Genomic DNA, 23,546 nt, shown 5'->3' on the forward strand with positions numbered 1-23,546 from the left:
ACCATGACGACGACCCCGCTCGCCCCGGCGCCGGCCGGGGGAGCGGGGGCCTCGGACACCGCCGAGACCCCCGCCTCCCCCTGGAAGCTCGCCCTGCACCGCCTGCGCCGGCAGAAGACCGCCCTCGTCGGCGCCGGCATCATCGCCTTCTTCGTGCTCGCCGCGCTGCTCGCCCCGCTGCTCACCGCGATCAGCGGCACCCGCCCCGACACCGTCGACAAGAAGGCCGTCGACCCCTACCTCGGCGGCCTGCCCCGCGGCGCCCTCGGCGGCATCAGCCCCCAGCACTGGCTGGGCGTCGAACCGCTGCTCGGCCGCGACATCTTCGCCCGGCTGCTCTACGGCGCCCAGATCAGCCTGCTGGTCGCCTTCAGCGCCGCCGTCCTGATCACCCTGATCGGCACCGTCCTCGGCATCACCGCCGGCTACTTCGGCGGCCGCGTCGACGCCCTGATCAGCCGGTTCATGGACGTCATGATGTCCTTCCCCAGCCTGATCTTCATGATCGCGCTGCTCTCCGTCGCCCGGGACGTCAACCGCGTCCTGCTGCTGGTCGGCGTCATGTCGCTGTTCTCCTGGCCGTACATCGCCCGCGTGGTCCGCGGCCAGACCCTCTCGCTCAAGCACCGCGAATACGTCGAGGCCGCCCGGGCCAGCGGCACGAGCAGCGCCCGCATCCTGTTCGGCGAGATCCTGCCCAACCTCACCGGCACGATCATCGTCTACGTCACCCTCGCCGTCCCCGGCCTGATCGGCACCGAGGCCGCGCTCAGCTTCCTCGGCGTCGGCATCCGCCCGCCCACGCCCTCGTGGGGCCAGATGATCTCCGACGCGGTGCTCTACTACAAGGTCGACCCGATGTTCTTCATCCTGCCCAGCGCCTGCCTGTTCCTGGTGGTCCTGGCCTTCACCCTGGTCGGCGACGCCCTGCGGGACGCCCTCGACCCGAAGGGCAGCCGGGCATGATCGGATACGTGTTCCGCCGGCTCGCCGCGATGGCGGCCACCCTGCTGATCGTCTGCGCGCTCACCTTCGCCGTCTTCTACCTGCTCCCCAGCGATCCCGCCGCCCAGTTCTGCGGCAAGGACTGCTCCACCGAGCGCATCGAACTCGTCCGGCAGCAACTCGGACTGGCCGACCCCCTGATCGTCCAGTTCTGGCACTACGTCACCGGCATCTTCACCGGGCAGACCCTCGGCACCGGCCCCTACGCCGTGCAGTGCGGCTTCCCCTGCTTCGGCTACTCCTTCCAATCCGCCCAGCCCGTCTGGGCGTTGATGATGGACAGGCTCCCCACCAGCGTCTCGCTCGCGGTCGGTGCGGCCGCGCTCTGGCTGATCCTCGGCGTCGGCGCCGGCGTGATCTCCGCCCTGCGCCGCGGCACCTGGATCGACCGCACCCTGATGGTCGGCACCATCGGCATCGCCGCCCTGCCGGTCTACTTCACCGCGATGATCCTGCTCTACGCGGTCGTCACCGTGGCGGGCATCCTCCCGTACCCCCGGTACATCGCCTTCGGTGAGAACCCCGGCCAGTGGGTCACCAACCTGATCCTCCCGTGGATCACCCTCGCCCTGCTGAACGCGGCCATCTACGCCCGGATGACCCGCAACTCCGTCATCGAGACGATGGCCGAACCGTACGTCCGCACCGCCCGCGCCAAGGGCATGCCGGAACGCCGAGTGGTCGGCAAACACGGTCTGCGCCCCGCCCTCACCCCCGTCGCCACCATGCTCGGCATGGACCTCGGCGGACTGCTGGCCGGCGCCCTGATCACCGAATCGCTGTTCGGCCTCCCCGGCATCGGCAAACTCTTCGCCGACTCCCTCAACAAGTCCGACCAGCCGGTGATCATGGGCGTGACGCTGCTCGCCTCCTTCTTCATCGTCACCTCCAACCTGGTCGTGGACCTCGTCTACGCCTGGATCGACCCGAGGGCGAGGATGTCATGACCCCCCACCCGCTGCTCGACGTACGCGACCTGACCGTCGAATTCCCCACCCCGGAAGGCACCGTCCGCGCCGTCAAAGGCATCGACTTCACCGTCGAACGCGGACGCACCCTCGGCATCGTCGGCGAATCCGGCTCCGGAAAGTCCGTCACCTCCCTCGCCGTCATGGGACTGCACCGCGGGGCCACCGTCACCGGCTCCGCGAAACTCGACGGCGTCGAACTGATCGGCACCCCCGACGAACAACTCCGCGCCCTGCGCGGCCGGAAGATGGCGATGGTGTTCCAGGACGCCCTCACCGCCCTGCACCCCTACTTCACCGTCGGCGACCAGATCGCCGAGGCCTACCGCCAGCACTTCGGCGGCACCCGCAGGGCCGCCCACGCCCACGCCGTCGACGTGCTCGGCGACGTCGGCATCCCCGAACCCGCCCGCCGGGCCCGCGAACACCCGCACCAGTTCTCCGGCGGCATGCGCCAACGCGCCATGATCGCCCTCGCGCTGTCCTGCGAACCCGACCTGATCATCGCGGACGAACCCACCACCGCCCTAGACGTCACCGTCCAGGCCCAGGTCCTCGACCTGCTCACCCGCCTCCAGCGGGAACGCGGCCTCGGCCTCGTCCTGATCACCCACGACCTCGGCGTGATCGCCCGCGCCGCCGACGACGTCCTCGTCATGTACGGCGGCTCCGCCGTCGAACAGGCCCCCGTCGAAACGCTGTTCACCACGCCCCGGCACCCGTACACGCGCGGGCTGCTCGACTCCCTGCCCCGCCTCGACGCCGAGGACGGCGCCGACCTGCGCTCCATCCCCGGCGCCCCGCCCTCGCTGCTCGCCCCGCCCGCCGGCTGCGCCTTCCACCCCCGCTGCCCCGTCTACGCCGCCGCGCCCGACGCCCGCTGCACCGGCGACCGACCGCCGCTGCGCGCCGTCGCCGACGGCCACCGCAGCGCCTGCGTCCTCGATGAGGTGACCGCATGACCACCGAGACCGCCCACCTCGCCGCCCGCGCCGAACCAGCCGCCCCCGACGCCCTGCTGAGCGTCCGGAACCTCGGCATGACCTTCCCCGGCGCACGCGGCGTCCTGCGCCGCCTCCCCGGCGTCCGCGCCGTGGACGGCGTCAGCTTCGACGTCCGCCCCGGCGAAACCCTCGGCCTGGTCGGCGAATCCGGCTGCGGCAAATCCACCACCGGACGGATGCTGGTCCGCCTGCTCGACCCGACGGCCGGGCAGGTCAGCTACCGCGGACAGGACATCACCCGCGCCCCGCAACGCCAACTGCGGCCGCTGCGCAGCAAGTTCCAGATGATCTTCCAGGACCCGTTCGCCTCGCTCAACCCGCGCAAGACCGTCCAGCAGATCATCGCGGCCCCGCTGCGGGCCCAGGGCGCGTCCGCCGCGACGATCCGCGAGGAAGTCCGGGACCTGATCCGGCTGGTCGGACTCGCACCCGAACACCTGGAGCGCTACCCCCACCAGTTCTCCGGCGGCCAGGCCCAGCGCATCGGCATCGCCCGGGCCCTCGCCACCCGCCCGGAACTCGTCGTCGCGGACGAACCGGTCTCCGCCCTCGACGTCTCCATCCAGGCACAGATCGTCGGCCTGCTGGAACGCCTCCAGGCCGAACTCGGCGTCGCCTACGTCTTCATCGCGCACGACCTCGCCGTGGTCAAACACCTCAGCCACCGGGTCGCCGTCATGTACCTCGGCCGGATCGTCGAACTCGGCGACAAGGCGGACGTGTACGAGAGACCCGCCCACCCCTACACCAAGGCGCTGCTCTCCGCCGTCCCGCTGCCCGACCCCGTCGCCGAGCGCACCCGCGAACGCATCGTCCTGCTCGGCGACCCGCCCAGCCCCGCCAGCCCCCCGCCCGGCTGCACCTTCCACCCGCGCTGCCCCAAGGCGCAGGCCATCTGCCGGACCGAGGCGCCGGTGCTCACCCACGACACCCCCACCCGGCAGGTCGCCTGCCACTTCCCCGAGGAATAGCGCACCAGGGGACGGGAGCGGAGGAACTGCTCCCTCCCGTCCCCACCCCGGAGCTCCGCGAGGGACGCAAGGAACTGCGCGGCCGACCGATGCGCACGGTCACCCACGCAGTTCCTCGCGCCCCTGACGGGGCCTGTTGGAGCACGCCCCCACCCGACGAAAGGCACCCCCACCGTGCGATCACCCCGAAAGACCCTGCTGGCCGCAGCCATCGCCGTGACCCTCGCACTGCCCGTGCTCCAGAGCACCCACGCCCTCGCCGCCGACCCGGTGCCCGCCGCCCCCGCCGGCGCGCCCGTGCCCGCGCCCGCGGAGCGCACCGCGTACGACGAGGCCGAACACCTCGGCAGCGCCACCCCGCAGGCCGGCACCGCCGCGCCCGCACCCGGCGGCGGAAGCCTCGGTGGCGACCACATCCCCGGCGCCCTGCCCCCCAAGGTCGGCCAACCCGCCCCCACCGCAGCCGAGTTGGCGAGCACCGCGGCCGGCGTCAGCTGCGACCTGAACGGCCTGACCGCCCTCTCCCCGCAGGGCCTCGCCGACTTCCTCGCCGACCCCGCCGTCACCGAGGCCTGCCTCGGCGGGACCCTGTGGACCTGGGACGCCCGGTTCGCCACGACCATGGACCCGGCGCACGTGCAGGCCGTCGCCGCCAAGGCGCAGAGCCTCGCCGGAACCAACAGCCCCGCCCTGTACCGGCTCTGGTACTTCCTGCACGCCGCCGTCTTCCACGACTTCGCGCAGAAGAGCATCGACCTGACCACCGCACCCACCACCACCGCCGTCCAGCGCGCCATCGACGCGCACCTCGCCAGCGGCCACGCCTTCGACGCCACCCCCGAGGCCGGCCTGGTCATGCGCGAACTGGGCATCGCGGCCGGCGCCACCGCCATCCGCGAGCACAACCTGCCGCTGTTCAAGCAGCTGCTCTCGCACTTCGGCCCCGGCAGCCCGCTGGTCGCCGTCCCGCAGTGGGGCGGCGGCGTGCTCGCCGCGCTCACCGCCAACTACCTCGGCATCAACAACCGCGACCAGGCGTACACCACCGCCGTCGCGGCCGACCCCGCCCACCGCGCCCTGCTGCGCGGCTTCGCCACCGCCGGGTACCTCAAGGGCACCCCGAACGAATGGGTGGCCCGCGACGCGATGGCCGAGTACGGCCGGCTCGGCGAACTCGACGCCCTCAAGCCGCAGATCACCGCGGACATCGGCCCGCTCCTGACGGACACCCGGAACACCTTCGGCGAGTACTCCGCGCCCTGGATCAAGGCGGCCGGCTGGGCCAACACCTACGGCGTGTGCGCCCAGTTCGGGGTGTGCAAGGACGCTTTCGAGGCCCGCCTCTTCCCCTACACCTACAAGTACGACAACGGTGCGATCGAGGTGCGCACCGGCCTCGACAAGGCCACCGTCGACCAGATGTACTACGCCAGCAAGCAGGTGAAGACCCAGTTCTTCCGCGTCCTCGGCACGGACGCCCCGCTGGCCGGCGACACCAACTCCACCCTGCACATCCACCTCTACGCGTCCCGGGCCGACTACGAGGTCTACCACCCCCTGCTGACCGGCATGGAGACCAGCAACGGCGGCATCTACATCGAGAAGGGCGCCACCTTCTACACCTACCAGCGCACCAGCGCAGAGTCGTACCTGACGCTGGAGGAGCTGTTCCGCCACGAGTACACGCACTACCTCAACGGCCGCTGGGCGGTACCGGGTTACTACGGCGACGAGCGCTGGTACGCCGACGACCGCACCACCGCGATGGACGAGGGCACCGCCGAGTTCTTCGACGGCGCCACCCGCGACCAGGGCATCCAGGTCCGCAAGGCCCTGGTCAACAAGCTCGCCCAGGACGAAGCGGCCGGCCTGCCCCGGATGACCGTCGACCAGATCCTGCACGCCCGCTACGCCGACAAGCCCGACTTCCACTTCTACAACTACGCCGGCACCTTCTTCGAGTTCCTGTGGACCGCCCACCCGTCCCTGCTGCGCGAGATGTACGGCTACCAGCGCGCCGACGACCCGGCCGGCTACGACGCCTGGCGGACCCGCCTCGGCGCCGACCGCAACCTCGACCGCGAGTACTCGGCGTTCCTCGACCAGCAGATCAAGAAGATCGACCAACTCGCCGTACCCAGCACCAAGTTCACCCCCAATGGGTACCTGGCCCAGGCCTACCCCTCCGAGGTGCGGGACGCGTTCGCCAAGGCCACCTACAACACCCCCGACTGCAAGGACAACGGCGACTGGAACAACAAGCCGATGCGCTTCGTCTGCACCGGCCGGATCACCGCCAACCTCGCCGACTCCGGGAACCCCGACCAGGTGTTCAAGGACATGTCCGGCACCGTCGACCACTTCGTCCTCGAGCGCACCAAGGGCGTCACCAACAACCTCGACGACATGAACTGCTACTTCGGCAAGGTCGACATCTGGCCCGGCGGCCGGGCCGGCACCGCCGACTACACCTGCGAAGGGCCGCTGCGCCGCTGAGCCGTTGCGCCGTTGCGCCGTTGCGCCGCTGCGCCGCTGCGCCGCTGCGCCGCTGACTGGCGTGCCGCGTTGCTGCGCCGGCGCACCCCGAACACCCGCCCCGGCCGGCCGTCCTACCGCTTCCGCGGCCGGCCGGGGCGGGACCACCCCCCTGCGAAAGGAAACCCCCGCGTGACCACACTGTCCTGGGACGGCTCCGCGCCGCCGTCCGGCCGCACCGAGACCTACTGCATCGTCGACGCCGGCCCGCTCGCCGTCCGGGTGACGGCGGTCGGGAGCGACAGTGCACCGGCCGTGACGGTGACCGAACTCGGCGCCCCCGGCGTGCTGTTGATCGAGGCGTCCACCACCGAACCGGACGCCCGCCTGCGGATCGAGTGGCAGCTGCCCTGCACCGGCGCCACCGGCTACTGGACACCCAACACCAACGCCCGCTGGCTGCCCCCGAGTTGGGCGACACCCCGGGAGGCGTCACTGCCCAAGGGCGCGCCCGTCGGCAGCCTGGTCGGCCCGGGCGACCGCGCGCTGTGCACCTTCGCCGTCGGTGAACTCGTCCGGCCCGTCGCCATCGGCGAAGGCGCCGTCGAGGAGACCGGACGCTACAGCTGGTGGATCGAGCAGGACGGCCCCCGGACCGCCCTGCGCCTCGACCTGACCAGTCGTCACTTCGCCGACACCGTAAGGGAATGCGCCGACTGGTGGGCCACCCTCGCGCCCGTCCGGACCGTCCCCGACGCCGCGTTCGAGCCGGTGTTCTGCACCTGGTACGCGCTGCACCTGGCGATGGCCGCCACCGACGTCGAACGACTCGCCGCACTCGCCGCCCCGCTCGGCTTCCGCACCCTGATCGTCGACGACGGCTGGCAGACCGACGAACGCACCCGCTCCTACGCCACCACCGGCGACTGGCAGCCCGCCCCCACCGACTTCCCGGACTTCGCCGCACACGTCGCCCGGATCCGCGCCCTCGGCCTGAACTACCTGCTGTGGCACGCCGTCCCGTTCGTCGGCGACCGCAGCGAAGCGGCGAAACGACTGGCCGGCCACACCCTCGCCCACCTGCCGCAACTCGAGACCCACCTGCTCGACCCGCGCAGCGCCACCGTCCGCGCCCACCAGGTCGAACGGCTCGCCGCCGCCGTCGAGAAGTACGGCGTCGACGGCCTGAAGGTCGACTTCGTCGACACCTTCGCCCGCCGGCCCGCACCCGGCGCCGCACCCCACACCGCCTCACCCGAAGCGGACTGCGCCACCGTCGCCGAAGGCGTGCGGAAACTGCTCGCCGCCCTCGACGAACGGCTCCGCGCCACCCGCCCCGACGTGCTGGTCGAACACCGGCAGGACTACCTCGGCCCCGGCCTGTGGCCCTACGCCACCATGGTCCGGGCCGCCGACTGCCCGCACAACGCGGTGGAGAACCGGGTCCGCACCGCGGACCTGCGACTCACCGCCGGACCGCTCGCCGTGCACGCCGACCCGCTCACCTGGCACCCCGAGGAGAGCCCGGAACAGATCGCCGTGCTGCTCCAGTCGGTCCTGTTCGCCACCGCCCAGGTCTCCGTCGACCTCGGTGCGCAGCGCCCCGAGCAACTGGCCGCGCTCAGGTTCTGGCTGGGCGTCATGAAGGAGCACCGCGAGCTGCTCCAGCGAAGCGAACTGCGCCCGCACCGGCCCGAGTTGGCGTACCCCGTGATCGAGGCGCGGAGCCCCGGCGCGCTCGCGTTCGGCCGCTACGCCCCGCTGCCGCTGCACGCCGCCGGTGACTGGCGGCTGCTGCTGGTGGCGAACGCCGACCCGGACACTCTGGTGCGGATCGACTTCGACCGGGCGCCGGGCCGGGTCGACCTGCTGGTCCAGGACTGCCTGGGCGGGGAGGTGGCGCGGGCGCAGACCCCGGTGGACGGGACGGAACTCGCCGTCCGGGTGCCCACCGGGGGCCTGCTCACCCTGCGTCGGGCCGGCTGAGCGCGGAGCAGGCCCAGCCGGCCCTGCGCCGGCCGAGTGCAGGGCAGGCCCAGCCGCGTCGGCCGAGTGCAGGGCAGGCCCAGCCGCGTCGGCCGAGCGTCAGACCTCCAGGTCGGTCTCGACCTTCTTGAGCTGGTGGCGGGCCATCGCCAGGTTCGCCCGGTGGCGGTCCAGGGCCAGGTAGAGGAACAGGCCCTTGCCGGAGCGGGAGGTGAGCGGGCGGATCAGGTGGTACTGGGAGGAGAGGGTGATCAGGATGTCCTCGATCGCCTCGTTCAGGTTGAGCAGCTCCATCGCGCGCAGCTTGGCCCGGACCACGTCGGTGTTGCCGGCGGCGGCGACGTTCAGGTCCAGGTCGGGGCCGCCGCCGAGCAGGCCGAGGGCCATCCCGCTGTTGTAGTCGACCAGGGCGACACCGATGGTGCCCTCGATCGACCCCATGATGTCCTTGAGCGCGGTTTCCACAGCAGCCATCGTGCAAGTACCTCTTCCGGTAAACGAATTGACGGCACGTCAGACCGACGGGCCGGGGTGGTGCAGAGATGAGATGAGCGTCAAAGGGAGGGGAGGGGGTCAGAGCGGGCTGCGGTCCAGGTCCGTGTCGGCGAGGGCGGCTATCCGCGCCCCGGCCCGGCGGGCCTCCAGGTGCAGGCGGCCGACGTTGGCCTGCGCGCCGGCCAGCAGCGTGAGCACCGTGTACGAGCCGGCGGCGTACGTCGCCGTGTAGCCGCGCTCGCCGCGGGTGATCAGCTCCAGGAAGGCGCCCTGCCCGGTGGCCTCCGTCAGCCGCGCGCCGACGCCGAGCGCGGCGGCGGTCAGCGCGGCCACGCTCTCCGCCTCCAGGGCGCTGGTGTCGTGGGCCACCACCAGGCCGTCGACGGTGGCGACCAGTGAACCCGTCAGGTGCGGGACTCGGGAGCGCAGGCCGCGCAGTTCGGCCTGCACCTCGGCTTCGGGCAGCACGGGCGTCCTCCTCGCGGCCAGTTGACGAAAGGTGCGCTTCATGACTCGGACGACGGGTAGGGGTGGACGGGCAGGGCGGTCACAGGGCCTCCAGAGCGGCGCGTAGTCGGAGCAGCAGGCCCACCTCCGGGTCCGAGGAGTCGTAGGAGCGCGGGCCGGGCGGCATGGGGACAGGCCCTGGCGCGTCCGGCGGCGCGGATTGCGGCCCGGCGGCCGGTGGCGGGTCGGGAAGGACGGCGGGCCGGCCGGACGCGAGCAGCCCGGCGGCGGCCAGCTGCCGGACGTCCAGCAGGGTGCCGAAGGTGGATCGGCCCAGCAGCCGGGCCAGTTCGGGCGCGGTGCGGATGCCGTCGGCGGCGGCCAGCAGCGCCTGGCGGCGGCGGCGCGGTACGGCGGTGCGGCGCGTCGGGGCCGCGCCGGTGGCGACCGGCGGGACGGAGTCGAGTTCGGCGGACGGCCAGCAGGCGTCCAGCAGGGCGCGCCGCCGGCCGACCGCGCCGCGCAGCTCCAGGACGGAGAGCGGGCGGGCGAGTTGGAAGGCCGGGCGGGCGGCCGGGTCGAAGCGCAGTTCGACGCTGTGCTGGGCGAGCGCGTCCTGGGCGCCGTCCAAGGTCGCGGCGAGGCGGGCGAGTTCGAGTTCGCCGGTGCCGACCAGGCCGGCCGCGAGCAGGTGGTCGGCGGGGTGTCCGCCGCCGAGTGCCACGCTCTCCTCCCAGGCGCGGAGGGTGATCCGGCCCGCGCCGGTGAGCAGGTGGCCGACGCTCGCGCCGCGCGCGGACTCGGCGTGCACCACCAGGCCGGCCGCCAGATGCACCGCGCCGTCCGGGCCGTGCAGGACGCCGGTGGCGGCCTGGGCGGCGAGGTCGGTGAGCGCGGCCTCGAAGGTGGTCGCGGGCGCGCAGCTGGAACGTCGGCGGCGCGGCAGCGGAGCGGCCTGGGTGCGTCGCCTTCTCGGCGTCAACTGCGGTGCGGTGGTGGTGAGTTGGGGCGCTGCCAGTGGAGAGGCGACCAGTAGTGGCGGTACGGTCGGCATCGGCGGAATGACGGCTTGCGCAGGTGTTGCCGGGACGGGCGTCGCCGGGGTGAGCTCCGCGGCGGCGAGTGCGCGGGCCGGCGGTGCGACGTGCCGGGCCGGCGGCGGGACGCGGTGCGGGAGGAGGCGCGGGGGGAGCGTGTTGACGGTCGGAGGAGCGGGTGTCGCGGCGGGCGCGGTGAGCGTATCGGTGGGCCACATCAGCTGAGCACCAGTCGGTCGGCGATGGCGGCGAGGCGGAGCCGGGCCATCGCCAGGTTGGCGTGGTCGCGGTCCAGCCGGAGGTAGAGGAAGACGTTCGCGTCGAAGGCGGCGGGGACGAAGCGGATCAGGTGGTAGTTGCCGGCCGAGGTGACGATGACGTCCTCGGCGGGCGGGGCACCGGAGTCCGGGTCGGCGAACGACGGGGTCTGGGTGACGGCCCGGGCGAGTTCGGTGGCGTCGGCGGCCCCGACCTCGTGGTCGCCGTCGGGGCCCAGTCCGGCGGTTCCGATGGCCAGGCCGTTGGTCCAGTCGACCAGGCTGACCCCCAGGGCGCCGGTGATCCCCATGGCTTCCGCAAGGCATTCCTCGATACCGGGCACGTACCGCATTCCCTCCCCACCGTGCGGGGCACGGTGCGTCCCTGGCCACCGCTTTCACCTGCGGTAGTCTGACCGGGACGCAACGCTACCGGCGGGGCCCCCGGAGGGCGAGACTTTCGGCCATATCCATCGGGCATATGCCCGAATGCGCTATGGTGCCTCGCCCTCCCGATCCGTTGTCAGACCGACTGTTCGGTCCGTTCTTCCTGGTCAGCCGGTTCGTCCGGGTCCACCGGCCCTTCCTGGACGGGTAGTTCGCGCAGGCGCGGGATCGGCGAGAAAAGCACCCACAGTCCGGAGGCCACCGCTCCGATCGCGGCGGTCCAGAGTGCGGGGCGCAGGCCCAGGGTGGAGCCGAGCAGACCGCCGAGCAGTGAACCGAGCGGCCGCACCCCGTAGTTGACGGCCTGGTAGGCGCCGAACACCCGGGAGCGCAGGGCGTCCGGGATGCAGGCGGCGAAGATCGTCCCACCCGAGATGTCGAGGATCATCACACCGACACCGGAAAGGAATTCGGCACCGAACAGCAGTGCGGCGGCGGTGCCGGTCGAGCCGCCGGCCAGCGGGATCAGCAGCAGCGGCGCGGGGAACAGCACCAGGCCGAGCAGGAAGGCCGGCCCGACACCGATCCGGGCGGCCAGCCGTCCGGTGACCACCGCACCGAGCAGCGCGCCGACCGCGCCGGCGGCCAGCACCGAGCCCAACAGGCCCGCGCTGAAGCCGAGTTCACGGGTGGCGAAGAGGATGAACAACGCGCTGATGACGAAGGTGAACAGGTTGACAGTGGCGGTCCCGAGCAGCGCGGCCCGGATCACGGGGGAGCGGCGGATCCAGCGCAGCCCCTCGCCCGCCGAGCCGCGCCCGGCCTCGGCCGGCGGCGGCTCCGCCGGGTCGATCCGGCGCAGGAACAGCGCGGACGCCAGGAAGGACAGCGCGTCCACCACCAACGCCAAAGGCGCGGCCAGCAGTTGGACCAGCAGACCGCCGAGGCCCGGGCCCGCCACGTAGGAGGCGGCGCGGCTGCCGTTGATCAGCGCGTTGCCGCGCAGGTACTGGTCGGCGGGGACGAGCGCGACGAACAGCGGCGGGTTGCAGACGTTGAAGAACACCGACAGCGTACCGACCGCGAGTACCACCGCGTACAGCTGGAACAGCGTCAACACGCCCGCCGCCCAGGCGAGCGGGACGGTCAGCAGCACCGCGGCGCGGCCCAGGTCGGTGGCGATCATCACCCGGCGCCGCCGCCCGTAGCGGTCGGCCCAGCCGCCCGCGTGCAGCGACAGCAGCAGGTACGGCAGGTAGCCGGCGGCGGCCAGGTAGCCCATCTGCGCGGCGTCGGCGTGCAGGGCGGAGACCGCGATCAGCGGGATCACCAGCAGGGTGATCTGGTCGCCGAGGGAGGAGATGGTCTGCCCGCTCCAGTAGCGGCGGAAGGCCGGATCGCGCAGCAGCTCGGGTATCCGGGGGCGGCTGATCACTGCCGTACGTCCGTCGGCACGGCCAGCTGCATCAGCTGGACGGGGCGGGCGCCTTCGGGGAGGGCGTCCGTGCGCTCCACGTAGGGGCGGGTCAACTCCTCGATACGGGTGAGGAGTTCGGTGAGTTCCTCGGGGGTGACCCGGACCACGGTGTCGCCGAAGCCGATCGCCTCGCGCCACTCGGGCGTGTCCTCGGCGCGGTGCTCCAGCCAGGCGGTGGCGCGGGCGAAGTAGCTGTTCAGCACGGCGCGTTGCAGGGTGTCGACCGCGGCGGCCTGCTCCGGGTCGGTGGGCGAGGACTCCCAGCTGGTGAAGGTGGCGGTGGCCCGCCAGGGCTTCTCCCGGCCGCGCCCGCCGCCGGCCTCCTCGACCAGCCCGTACTTGGCGAGCTGGCGCAGGTGGAAGGAGCAGCTGGCGACCGACTCGGTGCCGAGCAGCTCCGCGGCGCGGGTCGCGGTCAGCGGTCCGTGCACCCGGAGCAGGCCCACCAGGGCCATTCGGGTCGGGTGGGCGTAGGCGCGCAGGGCGCGCGGGTCGGTCAGCCGGACGGCCGACGGCTGTTCGCTCATGTATGTAAAGCTAGCTTTCTAAAGGAAGCTTTACAAGAGGAACAGCCGTCGGCCGCGGTCAGGGGTTCAGGGGGCCGGTATCAGGACGCCGGGCCCACGCGGACGGTGGTCAGCTTGCCGCCCTGGGTCTCGCGGACCACCTCGATCCGGGTGTTGGTGTCCGGCACCTTCACCCCGAGCTGCGGGATCGCCGGGTCGCTGTACACGCCGTGGCGGTCGTCGAACGCCGGCACCGCCGGCTCCGAGGGCACCTTGGTCGCCACGCCCGCCTTGTGCAGCGTGAACGCGTCGGTCTTCTTCAGCGAGAACGTCGCGTCGTACGGCTGCGAACGCCCGTTGGTGGTCGAGCCGTCCGCGAACCGCAGCGCCTTCGGGTGCGCGTCCACCGGCAGGATCAGGCCGCCGCCCAGGTGGTCGACGGTGTTGTTGTCGCCGTAGGAGGTGTCCCACAGCCACACCAGCACGCCCTCCTGGTAGGGGTAGTTGTCGATCACGTTGGACTTGTTCGGCACGCCCGAGTACCCGAAGTTGTACGGGCCGGTCTTCAGGAACGCGCCGTACCCGACGTAGCGGCGGTTCTCCACCAGGTACGCCCGGGGGTGCTGCTTGACGGCGTCCTTGCCGTGGATGACCGAGAACCCGACGGCCGCCCAGTCGCCCGGGCCGCCCTCCGCGCCGTCGGCCAGCAGCACCGCGCCGTCCGCGGTCAGCTTCACCGCGTCCACCAGCACGCCCTTGCCGTGGGTGTTGGTGTCGGAGGTGACGTGGAAGCGCACCTGCACCTGCTTGCCGAGGTAGCCGTCCAGCGGCAGGTGCAGCTGGCGCCAGCCGCCCGAACTTCCGCTCAGGCCGGGGGTGTTCGCGGGAGTGTCGCCGATCGGCTGTCCGTCCACCGTGCCGTGCAGCGGCGTCCAGTTGCGGCCGCCGTCGGCCGAGGCCTCCACCGTGAAGAAGTCGTAGTCCTGCTCGGTGTCCCACCAGGCCGCGGTGTCGAGCGCGGCCGAGCCGGTGGCGCCGGTCAGGTCCACGGTGCGGGCCAGCGAGGCGTCCATGTTGTCACCGGTGTCGCTCCACCACTGCGCGCCGCCCTCGAACGGGTCGGCCAGCGTGGTGGTGGTCGAACCCGGCGGCAGGTGCACCAGGACGGCCTGCGCCTGGTCAGTGTTGTAGCCGGAGACGCCCAGGGTGTGGCTGGAACGGGTGGCGGCCTGCGCCTCGTCGTAATTCAGCCAGCCCATCTGCAACTTGCTCCAGGCGTCCAGGTCGCCCGGGTACTCGCCGGTGGTGTTCCGGCCCTTGCCCAGGTACGAGCCGGAGGACATCAGCGACCAGAAACTGACGGAGTTGTCGCCGCCGTTGGTCGAGTACAGGTCCGGCAGGCCCAGGTTGTGCCCGAACTCGTGGGAGAACAGGCCCACTCCGCTGTTCTCGCCCGCCTGCACGTAGTCGTACACGTACAGGCCGGTGTCGCCGACCGGCGCGCCGCCGATCCGGTTGCCCGCCGGGCCGGTCTGCCCGGACGGGTCGGGGAACGTCCAACTGCGGTGCGCCCAAAGGGCGTCGGAGCCCTGCGCGCCGCCGCCCCAGGTCTCGTCGACGCCGGCGTGCACCACGATCACGTTGTCGAGGTAGCCGTCCGGCTCGTCGAAGTTGCCGTCCTTGTCGTAGTCGTAGCGGTCCTGGACGTCGTACTGCGCCAGCTCCGCCTTGACGTCCGCCGCCGAGCGGCCCTTGGCGATCTCGCCGTCGTACCAGGCCTTGGTGGCGTCCCGGACGAACTCCTGCGCCTGCGTCCAGCCGCCGCCGCCCTGCGGGCCCTTGTTGGAACCGTAACGGGCCTCGTTCCAGGGCAGGGTGACCCAGTTGGTGACGGTGCCCTCGATGTCGTACCGGCCCGAGGACTGGGTGCGGTAGAAGTTGCGCATCGAGTTCGCGCCCGGCGTGGCGTCGAAGAACATCTTCTGGTAGAAGTCGCGGCTGAAGTCGCTCTGCCAGTAGGTGTGGGTGTCGTCCGCGCCCGGCTGCGCGATCTGGTTGTGCTGCGGGCCCGGGGTGCCGCCGTAGCGCGGCTTTCCGTTGTACAGGGTGGAGTTGTCGACCTGGTCGCCGAACTGGGCCAGGATCACGAACACCTTGTCCGTGCGCTGGTGCGCGAGCTGGACGTAGTCGTTGCCGATCTTCACCTTGGCCGGGGTGGTGCCCTTGTCGCTCTTGGCGACCTTGCCCTGGTTGACCTGCTCCATGGCCTGCGTCTTCAGCGCCTGCCGGGCCTTCTCCTGGGGCGGCAGCGGGGACGGCGGGGCCTCGCGGCCCTCAGTACTCAACGGCGTTGCGGGGGAAGACGGTTGGGCGAACGCCGGGACGGCGGTCAGCGCTATCGCGCCGGTGGTCAGCGCAGCCAGGAGGGCTGTGGGGAGTCTGCGCAAGAGACCCGCTCCTTAGCGGAAGGAAAGGTAAAGGGATGGTCGGTAATATTTCACATGTCATGCTTCAGGTGGAAGAGGTCATCAAGAGGTCATCCCCAACTCCCTGCGCAGGAAGTCCAGTTCCACCGTCGCCACCCGCTCCAGCTCCCCGTCCGGCAGCATGTGGCTCACCCCCGGCAGCGGCAGCACCGCGTGCGGTCGGCCCGCCCGGGTCAGCGCCTGCGACAGCAGCATCGTGTGCGAGGGGTGCACGTTGTCGTCGGCCAGCCCGTGGATCAGCAGCAGCGGACGGGTCAGCGACGGCGCGTCGGCGAGCAGGCAGTCCGCCTCGTACCCCTGCGGGTTCTCCTGCGGCAGCCCCAAGTACCGCTCGGTGTACGCCGTGTCGTACAGCCGGAAGTCGGTCGGCGGCGCACCCGCGCTCGCCGCGTGGAACACGTCCGGACGGCGCAGCACCGCCAGCGCCGCGAAGTAGCCGCCGTACGACCAGCCGCGCACGCCCACCCGGGACAGGTCCAGATCCGGGTGCGCCGCGGCGAGCGCGTGCAGGGCCGCCACCTGGTCGTCGATCGCCACCTGCGAGAAGCGGCGGAAGATCGCCCGGGTGAACTCCGGTGACACGAAAGGCGTTCCGCGGTTGTCGACGGTCACCACCGCGAAGCCCTGGTCGGCCCACCACTGCTTCAGCTGCCAGCGGCGCGGCTCGTTCGCGACCGCCTGGTAGCCCGGGCCGCCGTACACGTCCAGCAGCACCGGCAGCCGGCGGCCCGCCACGTGCCCGCGCGGGTACAGCACCGCCGTGGGCAGCCCGTGCTCGGTCACCCGGGCCAGCAACGGCTCCGGCCGGTAGGGGAGTTCGGCCGTCAGGGCGGGGAGCTCGCCGGTGCGGACGCCGTGCTGACGGAATTCACGCCGGACGCCGTCGAGGGTGGCCGAGACGAGCAGCAGCACGCCCTCGCCGTGTGCGGCCACCGCGTGCACGCCCGGGCCCTCGGTGAGCCGCTCCGGGGTGCCGCCGTCCGGGTCCAGCAGGTACACGTGCTGGTCGGCCGGGTCGCCGTCGCCCGCCTCGACCAGCAGGCCGCCCTGCCACGGTCCGACCACCCGGCGCACCTGCAGCCGCTCGTCCGTCAGCGGCTTGCCGTCCAGCGCCAGCCCGCGCGCCGCCGGGGTGTCCGCCGAGGTCAGCACCCGACCGTCGGGCAGCCGCAGCGGGGTGCCCGGCAGCGGGTCCACCCAGAACTCGTCCTCGGTGCACGAGAGTTCACGCGTGATGCCGGTGGCCGGGTCGGCGCTCAGCAGCAGCACCCGCTGCTGCAACCGGTCCGCGACGGTCAGCAGGATCTCCCCGTCGCCCTCCCAGTCGGCCGCCAGCAGGTACGGGAACTCGGCTTCGTCCCACCGCAGTCGGGTGCGGGCGCCGGACAGGCGCAGCACCCACAGCTGGACGTCCGCGTTCGGGCCGCCCGCCTGCGGGTAGGCGAACGAGTCCGGCGTCCGCTCCGGGTGCGCCAGGTCGCCCAAGTGCCGCAGCGGCAGCGCCGATTCGTCCACCCGGGCGGCCAGCAGCGCGGTGCCGTCGGGCGACCACCAGTGGCCCCGGGAGCGGCCCAGCTCCTCGGCCGCCGCGAACTCCGCCACGCCCCAGCGCGCCCCGTCCGCCGGACTGAGCCGGCCGCCCGGCGCCAGGTACAGCGCGTCGTCGGCGACGTACGCGACCAGCGAACCGTCCGGGTTCGGTCGCGGGTCGAACGCGGGCCCCGCGACCGGGAGTTCGGTGCAGGCGCCGGTCGCGGTCTCGCAGCGGAAGAGCCGGCCGTCGAGGGCGAAGACCGCCGTGGCGAGATCGGCGGTGGCCGCGAACGAGCCGATGCCGGGCGCCCACAACCGGATCCGTTCGCGCAGGCGACGCTCCAGCGGAGGCAGGTCCGCGACCGCGCCGGTGCGGGCGGGCGCGAGCGCCAACGGGTCTGCCACCAGGCGCTCTTGATTTGTCGTCAGGTCGTAGCTCCACAGTCGCTCGACCGGGTCGGTCGGGCCGGTGGAACGCAGGAACAGAGCGCGGCTCGCGTCGGCGGCGAGGGTGACCGCGCGGGGCGAGCCATAGCTGAAGCGGCCGGTGGCGGCGCTCAGCGCGAGGAAGGAGTCGGTGTGGGTCACCTGCCGATGGTGGCCGGGGAGGGCGTGATTCGGCTAGAAGTATGACGTGTGAAATGTCACACAGCATCAGTGCTCGCGGCGTTCGGAGCAATCCGGGGGCGGTTCCTGGAGGTGTACCCGGAGGGCGGAAGAGGCCGAGCCGAACGACACGGTCTACGCGGTGTGCCTGCCACTCGCCCTCGCTGAGTCCTGATCCGGGTGGAGCGGGCGGGCCTGGCGGACCGGGTGGGCCGGGCGGACCTGGCAGACCGAGCGGGCCCGGCGGGCCCGGCGGGCCGGGCGGGCCGGGCGAACTGCGTGACCGAACACCACTGACGGGCCATCCGGATGGGAGCAGGGTGGCCCGTCGGGGGTGGTCAGTGGGACGCGCGGAGCTCCTCCAGCAGCATGCCCTGGTCGGCGAGCAGCTCGGTGAGTATCCGGCGTGCGGTGCGCAGCAGTTCGGCGACGTCGGCGCCAGCCAGCGCGTAGACCACGGTGGATCCCTCGCGGGTGGCGGTGACCAGGCCGGAGCGGCGCAGGATGGCCAACTGCTGGGAGAGGCTGGACGGTTCGATCTCGAGCTCGGGCAGTAGGTCGCGCACGGGCGTCGGCCCCGCCTGGAGCAGTTCGAGCACTCGGATCCGGACCGGATGGCCGAGCATCCGGAAGAACTCGGCCTTGGCCTGGTACAGCGGTACGGGCATGCTTCCTCCCCTTTTGTCGCCGGCGGCCCGCAGGCCGCCGCCCGCGCTCAGACCTCCAGGGACGCCTCGATCCGCTTCAACTGGTGCCGGGCCATTGCCAGGTTGGACCGGCTGCGGTTGAGCGCGAGGTAGAGGAACAGTCCTCGCCCGCCGGCCGTGGTGAGCGGGCGGATCAGGTGGTACTGCCCGGTCAGGGTGACCAGAATGTCCTCGATGCCGTCGTCGTGGAGGTTGAGCATCTCCATCGCCCGCATCTTGGCACGCACCAGGTCGGTGTTGGCAGCGGCGGCGACATTCAGATCGATCTCCCCGCCGTCGCCGAGAGTGCCCAGGGCCATCCCGCTGCCGTAGTCCACCAGGGCCACCCCGATGGCACCTTCGATGGTCATGGCTTCCTTGAGCGAGGTCTCGAGATTCGCCATCGCCTGTCCTCCTGTCGTGGGGTTCGGTGGCACGACTGTAGGAACCGGATCGCACTGCGGCCATCTGCTGATCGCAATCGTCCGACTCTGGTCGGAAGTCGATCGAGCGAGGCCGATTCGCTGACCACATGAAGACATTTGCAACTCTGGATGTGAACAGTTCACGTGAGTGTGATTTCCGCAGCGGCTCAGGATGATCACGTTCGAAACCGCCCAGCAGATCATCTACGCGCGGATCATCTCCGCATAGATCAACGCGTCGGAGCCGCCCGACCCGCTCACCCCGTGCGACGCGGCCGCCCCGAGACGAGGCGCACCCGCGCCCGAAACGTGCCGGCGAACCCGCCCCCAAAACGTGACGGAGCCCGGGAGCGGTATCCAGCTCCCGGGCCCCTGCGGTGCCACCCAATTGCTCTGCGCCGGCACGTTTAAGGCCGAGGGTCACTCTCACAACGTCGTGCTTTGCCATTGAAGCTACCGCGCCGCGGAGAGGCGCAGGCGGGAGTCGAACCCGCATCCGACGTTACCGGCCCTCGACCGGTCGATCCGGCGCTCGGCGGCGAATGCTGAGACTTGAGCGAGAGTCTGAGATTGACGGGGCTGCCTCTGCCAAGTTGGGCCACCCCGACGCGTGTTGGTGCCGGGGGGAGGACTCGAACCTCCACCTTGTACCCCGAAGTCAGCTTCAACTTCAGTGTCAGCTTGCGCTTTTCGCGCCACCCCCGGTCTCACCCGGGGGGCTCATGGGGCTACCCGAACAGGTAGCCGAAAACGGCGTCGCCGACCCGGCGGTCGGTGACCTCCGCGGCGTTCGCCTCCTCGCGGGCGAACTGCACCGCCTGCTGGAGCTTCTCCACCCGCTCCAGCAGCTCGTTCACCCGCCGCGCGGGCAGCGCGCCGGAGAACTTCACGGTCGTCCAGTACCCGATCGCGACGTCCTCGTAGTAGACCTCGACCTGCGCCGGGTGCTTCTCCGTCGCCTCCGCCTTCACGTGGTTGCGCGGCACCTTCTTGGTGCGGATGGTGCGCACCGCCTCGGTCTTCCACGCGTCCGAGGACGGGTCGTGCGACCAGGACTCGGCGGCGTCCAGCACCGGCAGCTTGCGGACGAACGTCCGCAGGTCGGTCAACTGCTTCTCCAGGAACAGCAGGTAGGTGACGGGCGCACCGGTCACCAGCGTCCGCCCGTCCACCACCACGTCCGCCCGGGCCTCGGTGTTGGCCCAGTCCTTGGTGGCTGTCACGTCGAACAGCCGGGTCAGCGTGGTGGCGGTGGCGCGCAGCACGTCCTCCGCCTTGACCTGCACCCGCGTCGACTCGGGCGGCAACTGCTCGCCCTCCTCGTCCTTCGGCTGGTACGACCGGGAGATACCGGCCAGCAGCGCGGGCTTCTGCAGATCCTGGTGAGCCTGCGTCAGCTCCTGGAACGACTTCGACTTGACGCCTTTTTCCACGGCGATGATCTGGTTCAACTTGGCCACGGCGAGGACGCTAGCGGAACGCGAGTTCGACCCGCACCCGGTTTTCCGAACCCGCCGGGCACCCCGCCGGAACCCCACCAGGACCCCGCCCCGCACCCCGTCCAGCCCGATCCGCGCGCCCCGCGTGCATTCCACCCCACCCGATCCGCGCGCCCCGCCTGGATTCCACGCCACCCGATCCGCGCGCCCCGCCTGCATTCCACCTCACCCCATCCGCGCGCCCTTTCCCGATCACCCCCGGCACCCGTCCGATCACGCTTCGCACCGCCCGCCCGCAACCCGTTTCAGCTGCCGGAAAAGTCTGATGTTGATGTCACTCCAGACGGGTAATCTCAGGCTGAGATGCTCGATCACCACACCCCAAGCACCCGCCGCGCCCCGTCGCCGTCCCAGGCCACGGCCCCGCAGCCGCAGGCGTCGCCGTCTGCGCCCCCGTCCAGCCACACCCACGGGAAGAAAAGGTGACGCCAGTGCACGGCAACCCCATGCCCGAAGAGCAGCTCAGCCCCGCCGAGCGGTACGCGGCCTCCCGCGAGCGCGCCAAGGAGCAGGCAACGGCCCTCTACGGCTTCCAGCAGTTGTACGACTTCCCGCTCGACGACTTCCAGATCCGCGCCTGCCAGACTCTGGAGAGCGGCAAGGGCGTCCTGGTCGCCGCCCCCACCGGCAGCGGCAAGACCATCGTCGGCGAGTTCGCCGTCCACCTGGCGCTGGCCGCCGGCCGCAAGTGCTTCTACACGACGCCCATCAAGGCGCTGTCCAACCAGAAGTACGGAGACCTGGTCAAGCGCTACGGCGCCGCCAAGGTCGGCCTGCTCACCGGTGACAACTCCGTCAACGGCGACGCGCCGGTGGTCGTGATGACCACCGAGGTGCTGCGCAACATGCTGTACGCGGGGTCCAGCGCCCTCGACGGCCTCGGCTACGTGGTGATGGACGAGGTGCACTACCTCGCCGACCGGTTCCGCGGCGCCGTCTGGGAGGAGGTCATCATCCACCTCCCCGAATCCGTGATCCTGGCCTCGCTGTCCGCGACCGTCTCCAACGCCGAGGAGTTCGGCGACTGGCTGGACACCGTGCGCGGCGGCACCGAGGTGATCGTCTCCGAGCACCGCCCCGTCCCGCTGTGGCAGCACGTGATGGCCGGCAACCGGATGTACGACCTGTTCGCCAGCCCGGACCGGGACGGCCGCCCCAAGGGCAGCCTGAAGAACCCCGCCAAGGCGGTCAACCCCGAACTGGTGCGCCTGGCCCGCTCCGAGAGCGACCGCGGCCGGGACAGGTTCGCCCGCGGCCGCGGCCGCTCGATGCCCGCCGGCCGCCCCGGCCGGGTCTGGACGCCGGGCCGGGTCGACGTGATCGACCGGCTCGACGCCGAGGGCCTGCTGCCCGCGATCACCTTCATCTTCAGCAGGGCCGGCTGCGAGGCCGCCGTCCAGCAGTGCCTCAACTCCGGCCTGCGGCTGAATCGGGAGGCCGACCGCCTCACCGTCCGCCAGTTCGTCGAGGAACGCTGCCGCGACATCCCCGACGAAGACCTCAACGTGCTCGGCTACTTCGAGTGGCTCGACGGCCTGGAGCGCGGCATCGCCGCCCACCACGCCGGCATGCTGCCGCGGTTCAAGGAAGTCGTCGAGGAGCTCTTCGTCAAGGGCCTGGTCAAGGCGGTCTTCGCCACCGAGACGCTCGCCCTCGGCATCAACATGCCCGCCCGCTCGGTGGTCATGGAGAAGCTGGTCAAGTGGAACGGCGAGACCCACGCCGACATCACCCCCGGCGAATACACCCAGCTCACCGGCCGGGCCGGCCGCCGCGGCATCGACATCGAGGGCCACGCCGTCGTGCTGTGGCAGCGCGGCCTCGACCCGGAGGCGCTGGCCGGCCTGGCCGGCACCCGCACCTACCCGCTGAAGTCGTCGTTCCGCCCGTCCTACAACATGGCCGTCAACCTGGTCGGCCAGTTCGGACGCCACCGCTCCCGCGAACTGCTGGAAACCTCCTTCGCGCAGTTCCAGGCCGACCGTTCGGTCGTCGGCATCGCCCGCCAGGTGCAGCGCAACGAAGAAGGCCTCGACGGCTACCGCGAGTCGATGACCTGCCACCTCGGCGACTTCGGCGAATACATGTCGCTGCGCCGGGAACTCAAGGACCGCGAGAACGAACTCGCCCGCGAAGGCTCCTCGCAGCGCCGCGCCGCCGCCATCGACTCCATCGAGCAGCTCAAGCCCGGCGACATCATCCACGTCCCCACCGGCAAGTTCGCCGGCCTCGCGCTGGTCCTCGACCCAGGCCTCCCGCCGGACGTCCGCGGCCGGCACGGGCGCAGCGGCCCCCGCCACCCCGACTACCAGGACGGGCCGCGCCCCGTCGTGCTCACCGCCGAACGCCAGGTCAAGCGCCTCGCGATGATCGACTTCCCGCACCCGGTCGCCGCCATGGACCGGATGCGCATCCCCAAGTCCTTCAATCCGCGCAGCCCGCAGTCCCGCCGCGACCTCGCCTCCGCGCTGCGCACCAAGGCCGGCCACCTCGAGCCCGAGCGTTTCCGCAAGGGCCGCGCCGCCGCCGCCGACGACCCCGAGATCGCCCGGCTGCGCGCCGCCCTGCGCCAGCACCCCTGCCACGGCTGCGACGAACGCGAGGACCACGCCCGCTGGTCCGAGCGCTACCACCGCCTGCACCGCGACACCGAACTGCTGGAACGCCGGATGCGCTCCCGCACCCACACCATCGCCCGCACCTTCGACCGGGTCTGCGGCCTGCTCACCGACCTCGGCTACCTCAGCGGCGACACCGTCACCGACGACGGCAAGCGCCTGGCCCGGCTCTACGGCGAACTCGACCTGCTCGCCTCCGAGTGCATCCGAGAAGGCATCTGGGACGGCCTCGCCGCCGCCGAACTCGCCGCCTGCGCCTCGGCGTTGGTCTACGAGGCCCGGCAGTCCGACGACGCCACCGCCCCCCGGGTCCCCGAGGGCGGCGCCAAGGACGCGCTCGGCCGGATGGTCCGGATCTGGGGCAAGCTCGACGCACTCGAGGAGCAGCACAAGATCTCCACCGCCGAGGGCGTCGGCCAGCGCGAACCCGACCTCGGCTTCGCCTGGCCCGCCTACCGCTGGGCGCTCGGCCATGACCTGGACTCCGTCCTGCGCGACGCCGACATGCCCGCCGGTGACTTCGTCCGCTGGACCAAGCAACTGATCGACGTCCTCGGCCAGATCCAGGACGCTGCCGGCGACAACGTCGAACTCCGCCGCACCGCCCGCAAGGCCGTCGACGGCATGCGCCGCGGCATCATCGCCTACTCGTCCGTCGGGTAACCACATTTTCGACAC

Annotated in this window: 18 protein-coding genes; 7 read left to right on the forward strand and 11 right to left on the reverse strand. The window is 71.7% G+C overall.

Translation table 11 applies throughout. The annotated features are described in order from the left end of the window. Window positions 1-3 precede the first annotated feature (3 nt). The 6 genes from ACIHEI_RS25090 to ACIHEI_RS25115 all read left to right on the forward strand — a co-directional run bounded on the left by ACIHEI_RS25090 (window position 4) and on the right by ACIHEI_RS25115 (window position 8,409). Window positions 4-966 (forward strand): ABC transporter permease, encoded by a 963-nt coding sequence (locus ACIHEI_RS25090; RefSeq protein ID WP_396608146.1) that lies wholly within the window; start codon window positions 4-6, stop codon window positions 964-966. After that, the gene (locus tag ACIHEI_RS25095; protein WP_396608147.1) at window positions 963-1,952 is read left to right on the forward strand and encodes an ABC transporter permease; all 990 of its coding nucleotides are present in this window, start codon (window positions 963-965) and stop codon (window positions 1,950-1,952) included. Before ACIHEI_RS25090 ends, ACIHEI_RS25095 begins: the two co-directional genes overlap by 4 nt. Then, window positions 1,949-2,935, forward strand: a complete 987-nt coding sequence (locus ACIHEI_RS25100) for an ABC transporter ATP-binding protein (RefSeq protein WP_392943917.1) — start codon at window positions 1,949-1,951, stop codon at window positions 2,933-2,935. Before ACIHEI_RS25095 ends, ACIHEI_RS25100 begins: the two co-directional genes overlap by 4 nt. After that, window positions 2,932-3,948 carry an ABC transporter ATP-binding protein gene (locus ACIHEI_RS25105; RefSeq protein ID WP_396608148.1) on the forward strand — a complete coding sequence of 339 codons (1,017 nt, stop codon included), beginning with the start codon at window positions 2,932-2,934 and terminating at the stop codon, window positions 3,946-3,948. Before ACIHEI_RS25100 ends, ACIHEI_RS25105 begins: the two co-directional genes overlap by 4 nt. Window positions 3,949-4,122: 174 nt before the next feature. Next, window positions 4,123-6,444, forward strand: coding sequence for a collagenase (locus tag ACIHEI_RS25110; protein WP_396608149.1), 2,322 nt, complete (start codon window positions 4,123-4,125; stop codon window positions 6,442-6,444). Between the two features lie 171 nt (window positions 6,445-6,615). Further along, window positions 6,616-8,409 carry a glycoside hydrolase family 36 protein gene (locus ACIHEI_RS25115; RefSeq protein WP_396608150.1) on the forward strand — a complete coding sequence of 598 codons (1,794 nt, stop codon included), beginning with the start codon at window positions 6,616-6,618 and terminating at the stop codon, window positions 8,407-8,409. Between the two features lie 99 nt (window positions 8,410-8,508). On the opposite strand, the gene ACIHEI_RS25120 is transcribed toward ACIHEI_RS25115, so the two are convergent. The 11 genes from ACIHEI_RS25120 to ACIHEI_RS25170 form a co-directional block, all read right to left on the reverse strand. Next, on the reverse strand, window positions 8,509-8,883 hold the full coding sequence (locus tag ACIHEI_RS25120; protein WP_387633933.1) for a hypothetical protein: 375 nt from the start codon (window positions 8,881-8,883) through the stop codon (window positions 8,509-8,511). Between the two features lie 99 nt (window positions 8,884-8,982). Next, complete coding sequence (locus ACIHEI_RS25125) at window positions 8,983-9,414, reverse strand: roadblock/LC7 domain-containing protein (RefSeq protein ID WP_387633931.1); 432 nt, start codon at window positions 9,412-9,414, stop codon at window positions 8,983-8,985. Between the two features lie 37 nt (window positions 9,415-9,451). Continuing rightward, window positions 9,452-10,606: a hypothetical protein gene (locus ACIHEI_RS25130; RefSeq protein WP_396608151.1), complete on the reverse strand. Its 1,155-nt coding sequence runs from the start codon at window positions 10,604-10,606 to the stop codon at window positions 9,452-9,454. Continuing rightward, window positions 10,606-10,989: a hypothetical protein gene (locus tag ACIHEI_RS25135; protein ID WP_387633928.1), complete on the reverse strand. Its 384-nt coding sequence runs from the start codon at window positions 10,987-10,989 to the stop codon at window positions 10,606-10,608. The genes ACIHEI_RS25130 and ACIHEI_RS25135 overlap by 1 nt, the downstream gene beginning before the upstream one ends. 179 nt (window positions 10,990-11,168) lie before the next feature. After that, a complete protein-coding gene (locus ACIHEI_RS25140) occupies window positions 11,169-12,467 on the reverse strand; it encodes an MFS transporter (protein WP_396608152.1) in 1,299 nt (432 codons plus the stop codon). Next, the gene (locus tag ACIHEI_RS25145; RefSeq protein WP_396608153.1) at window positions 12,464-13,036 is read right to left on the reverse strand and encodes a winged helix-turn-helix domain-containing protein; all 573 of its coding nucleotides are present in this window, start codon (window positions 13,034-13,036) and stop codon (window positions 12,464-12,466) included. The genes ACIHEI_RS25140 and ACIHEI_RS25145 overlap by 4 nt, the downstream gene beginning before the upstream one ends. Before the next feature lie 80 nt (window positions 13,037-13,116). Next, window positions 13,117-15,462, reverse strand: coding sequence for an immune inhibitor A domain-containing protein (locus ACIHEI_RS25150; RefSeq protein ID WP_396608154.1), 2,346 nt, complete (start codon window positions 15,460-15,462; stop codon window positions 13,117-13,119). A gap of 81 nt (window positions 15,463-15,543) precedes the next feature. Further along, window positions 15,544-17,622, reverse strand: coding sequence for a prolyl oligopeptidase family serine peptidase (locus ACIHEI_RS25155; RefSeq protein WP_396608155.1), 2,079 nt, complete (start codon window positions 17,620-17,622; stop codon window positions 15,544-15,546). 356 nt (window positions 17,623-17,978) lie between these two features. Further along, on the reverse strand, window positions 17,979-18,308 hold the full coding sequence (locus ACIHEI_RS25160; protein ID WP_387633916.1) for an ArsR/SmtB family transcription factor: 330 nt from the start codon (window positions 18,306-18,308) through the stop codon (window positions 17,979-17,981). A gap of 47 nt (window positions 18,309-18,355) precedes the next feature. Beyond that, on the reverse strand, window positions 18,356-18,730 hold the full coding sequence (locus ACIHEI_RS25165; RefSeq protein ID WP_100584647.1) for a hypothetical protein: 375 nt from the start codon (window positions 18,728-18,730) through the stop codon (window positions 18,356-18,358). A gap of 749 nt (window positions 18,731-19,479) precedes the next feature. Beyond that, window positions 19,480-20,211: a hypothetical protein gene (locus ACIHEI_RS25170; protein ID WP_396608156.1), complete on the reverse strand. Its 732-nt coding sequence runs from the start codon at window positions 20,209-20,211 to the stop codon at window positions 19,480-19,482. A 485-nt stretch (window positions 20,212-20,696) separates the two neighbouring features. Here ACIHEI_RS25170 and ACIHEI_RS25175 point away from each other — a divergent pair, with 485 nt between their 5' ends. Then, on the forward strand, window positions 20,697-23,531 hold the full coding sequence (locus ACIHEI_RS25175) for a DEAD/DEAH box helicase (RefSeq protein WP_392945437.1): 2,835 nt from the start codon (window positions 20,697-20,699) through the stop codon (window positions 23,529-23,531). Window positions 23,532-23,546: the final 15 nt, after the last annotated feature.

It is taken from the genome of Kitasatospora sp. NPDC051984, from assembly GCF_044593455.1.
Classification (GTDB): Bacteria; Actinomycetota; Actinomycetes; order Streptomycetales; family Streptomycetaceae; genus Kitasatospora.

What these genes read in the sequence shown, in the direction of transcription:
- ACIHEI_RS25090 (WP_396608146.1), top strand. Translation starts at nt 4, where the DNA reads ATGACGACGACCCCGCTCGCCCCGGCGCCGGCCGGGGGAGCGGGGGCC.
- ACIHEI_RS25095 (WP_396608147.1), top strand. Translation starts at nt 963, where the DNA reads ATGATCGGATACGTGTTCCGCCGGCTCGCCGCGATGGCGGCCACCCTG.
- ACIHEI_RS25100 (WP_392943917.1), top strand. Translation starts at nt 1,949, where the DNA reads ATGACCCCCCACCCGCTGCTCGACGTACGCGACCTGACCGTCGAATTC.
- ACIHEI_RS25105 (WP_396608148.1), top strand. Translation starts at nt 2,932, where the DNA reads ATGACCACCGAGACCGCCCACCTCGCCGCCCGCGCCGAACCAGCCGCC.
- ACIHEI_RS25120 (WP_387633933.1), bottom strand. Translation starts at nt 8,883, where the DNA reads ATGGCTGCTGTGGAAACCGCGCTCAAGGACATCATGGGGTCGATCGAG.
- ACIHEI_RS25125 (WP_387633931.1), bottom strand. Translation starts at nt 9,414, where the DNA reads ATGAAGCGCACCTTTCGTCAACTGGCCGCGAGGAGGACGCCCGTGCTG.
- ACIHEI_RS25130 (WP_396608151.1), bottom strand. Translation starts at nt 10,606, where the DNA reads ATGTGGCCCACCGATACGCTCACCGCGCCCGCCGCGACACCCGCTCCT.
- ACIHEI_RS25145 (WP_396608153.1), bottom strand. Translation starts at nt 13,036, where the DNA reads ATGAGCGAACAGCCGTCGGCCGTCCGGCTGACCGACCCGCGCGCCCTG.
- ACIHEI_RS25160 (WP_387633916.1), bottom strand. Translation starts at nt 18,308, where the DNA reads ATGCCCGTACCGCTGTACCAGGCCAAGGCCGAGTTCTTCCGGATGCTC.
- ACIHEI_RS25165 (WP_100584647.1), bottom strand. Translation starts at nt 18,730, where the DNA reads ATGGCGAATCTCGAGACCTCGCTCAAGGAAGCCATGACCATCGAAGGT.
- ACIHEI_RS25175 (WP_392945437.1), top strand. Translation starts at nt 20,697, where the DNA reads ATGCCCGAAGAGCAGCTCAGCCCCGCCGAGCGGTACGCGGCCTCCCGC.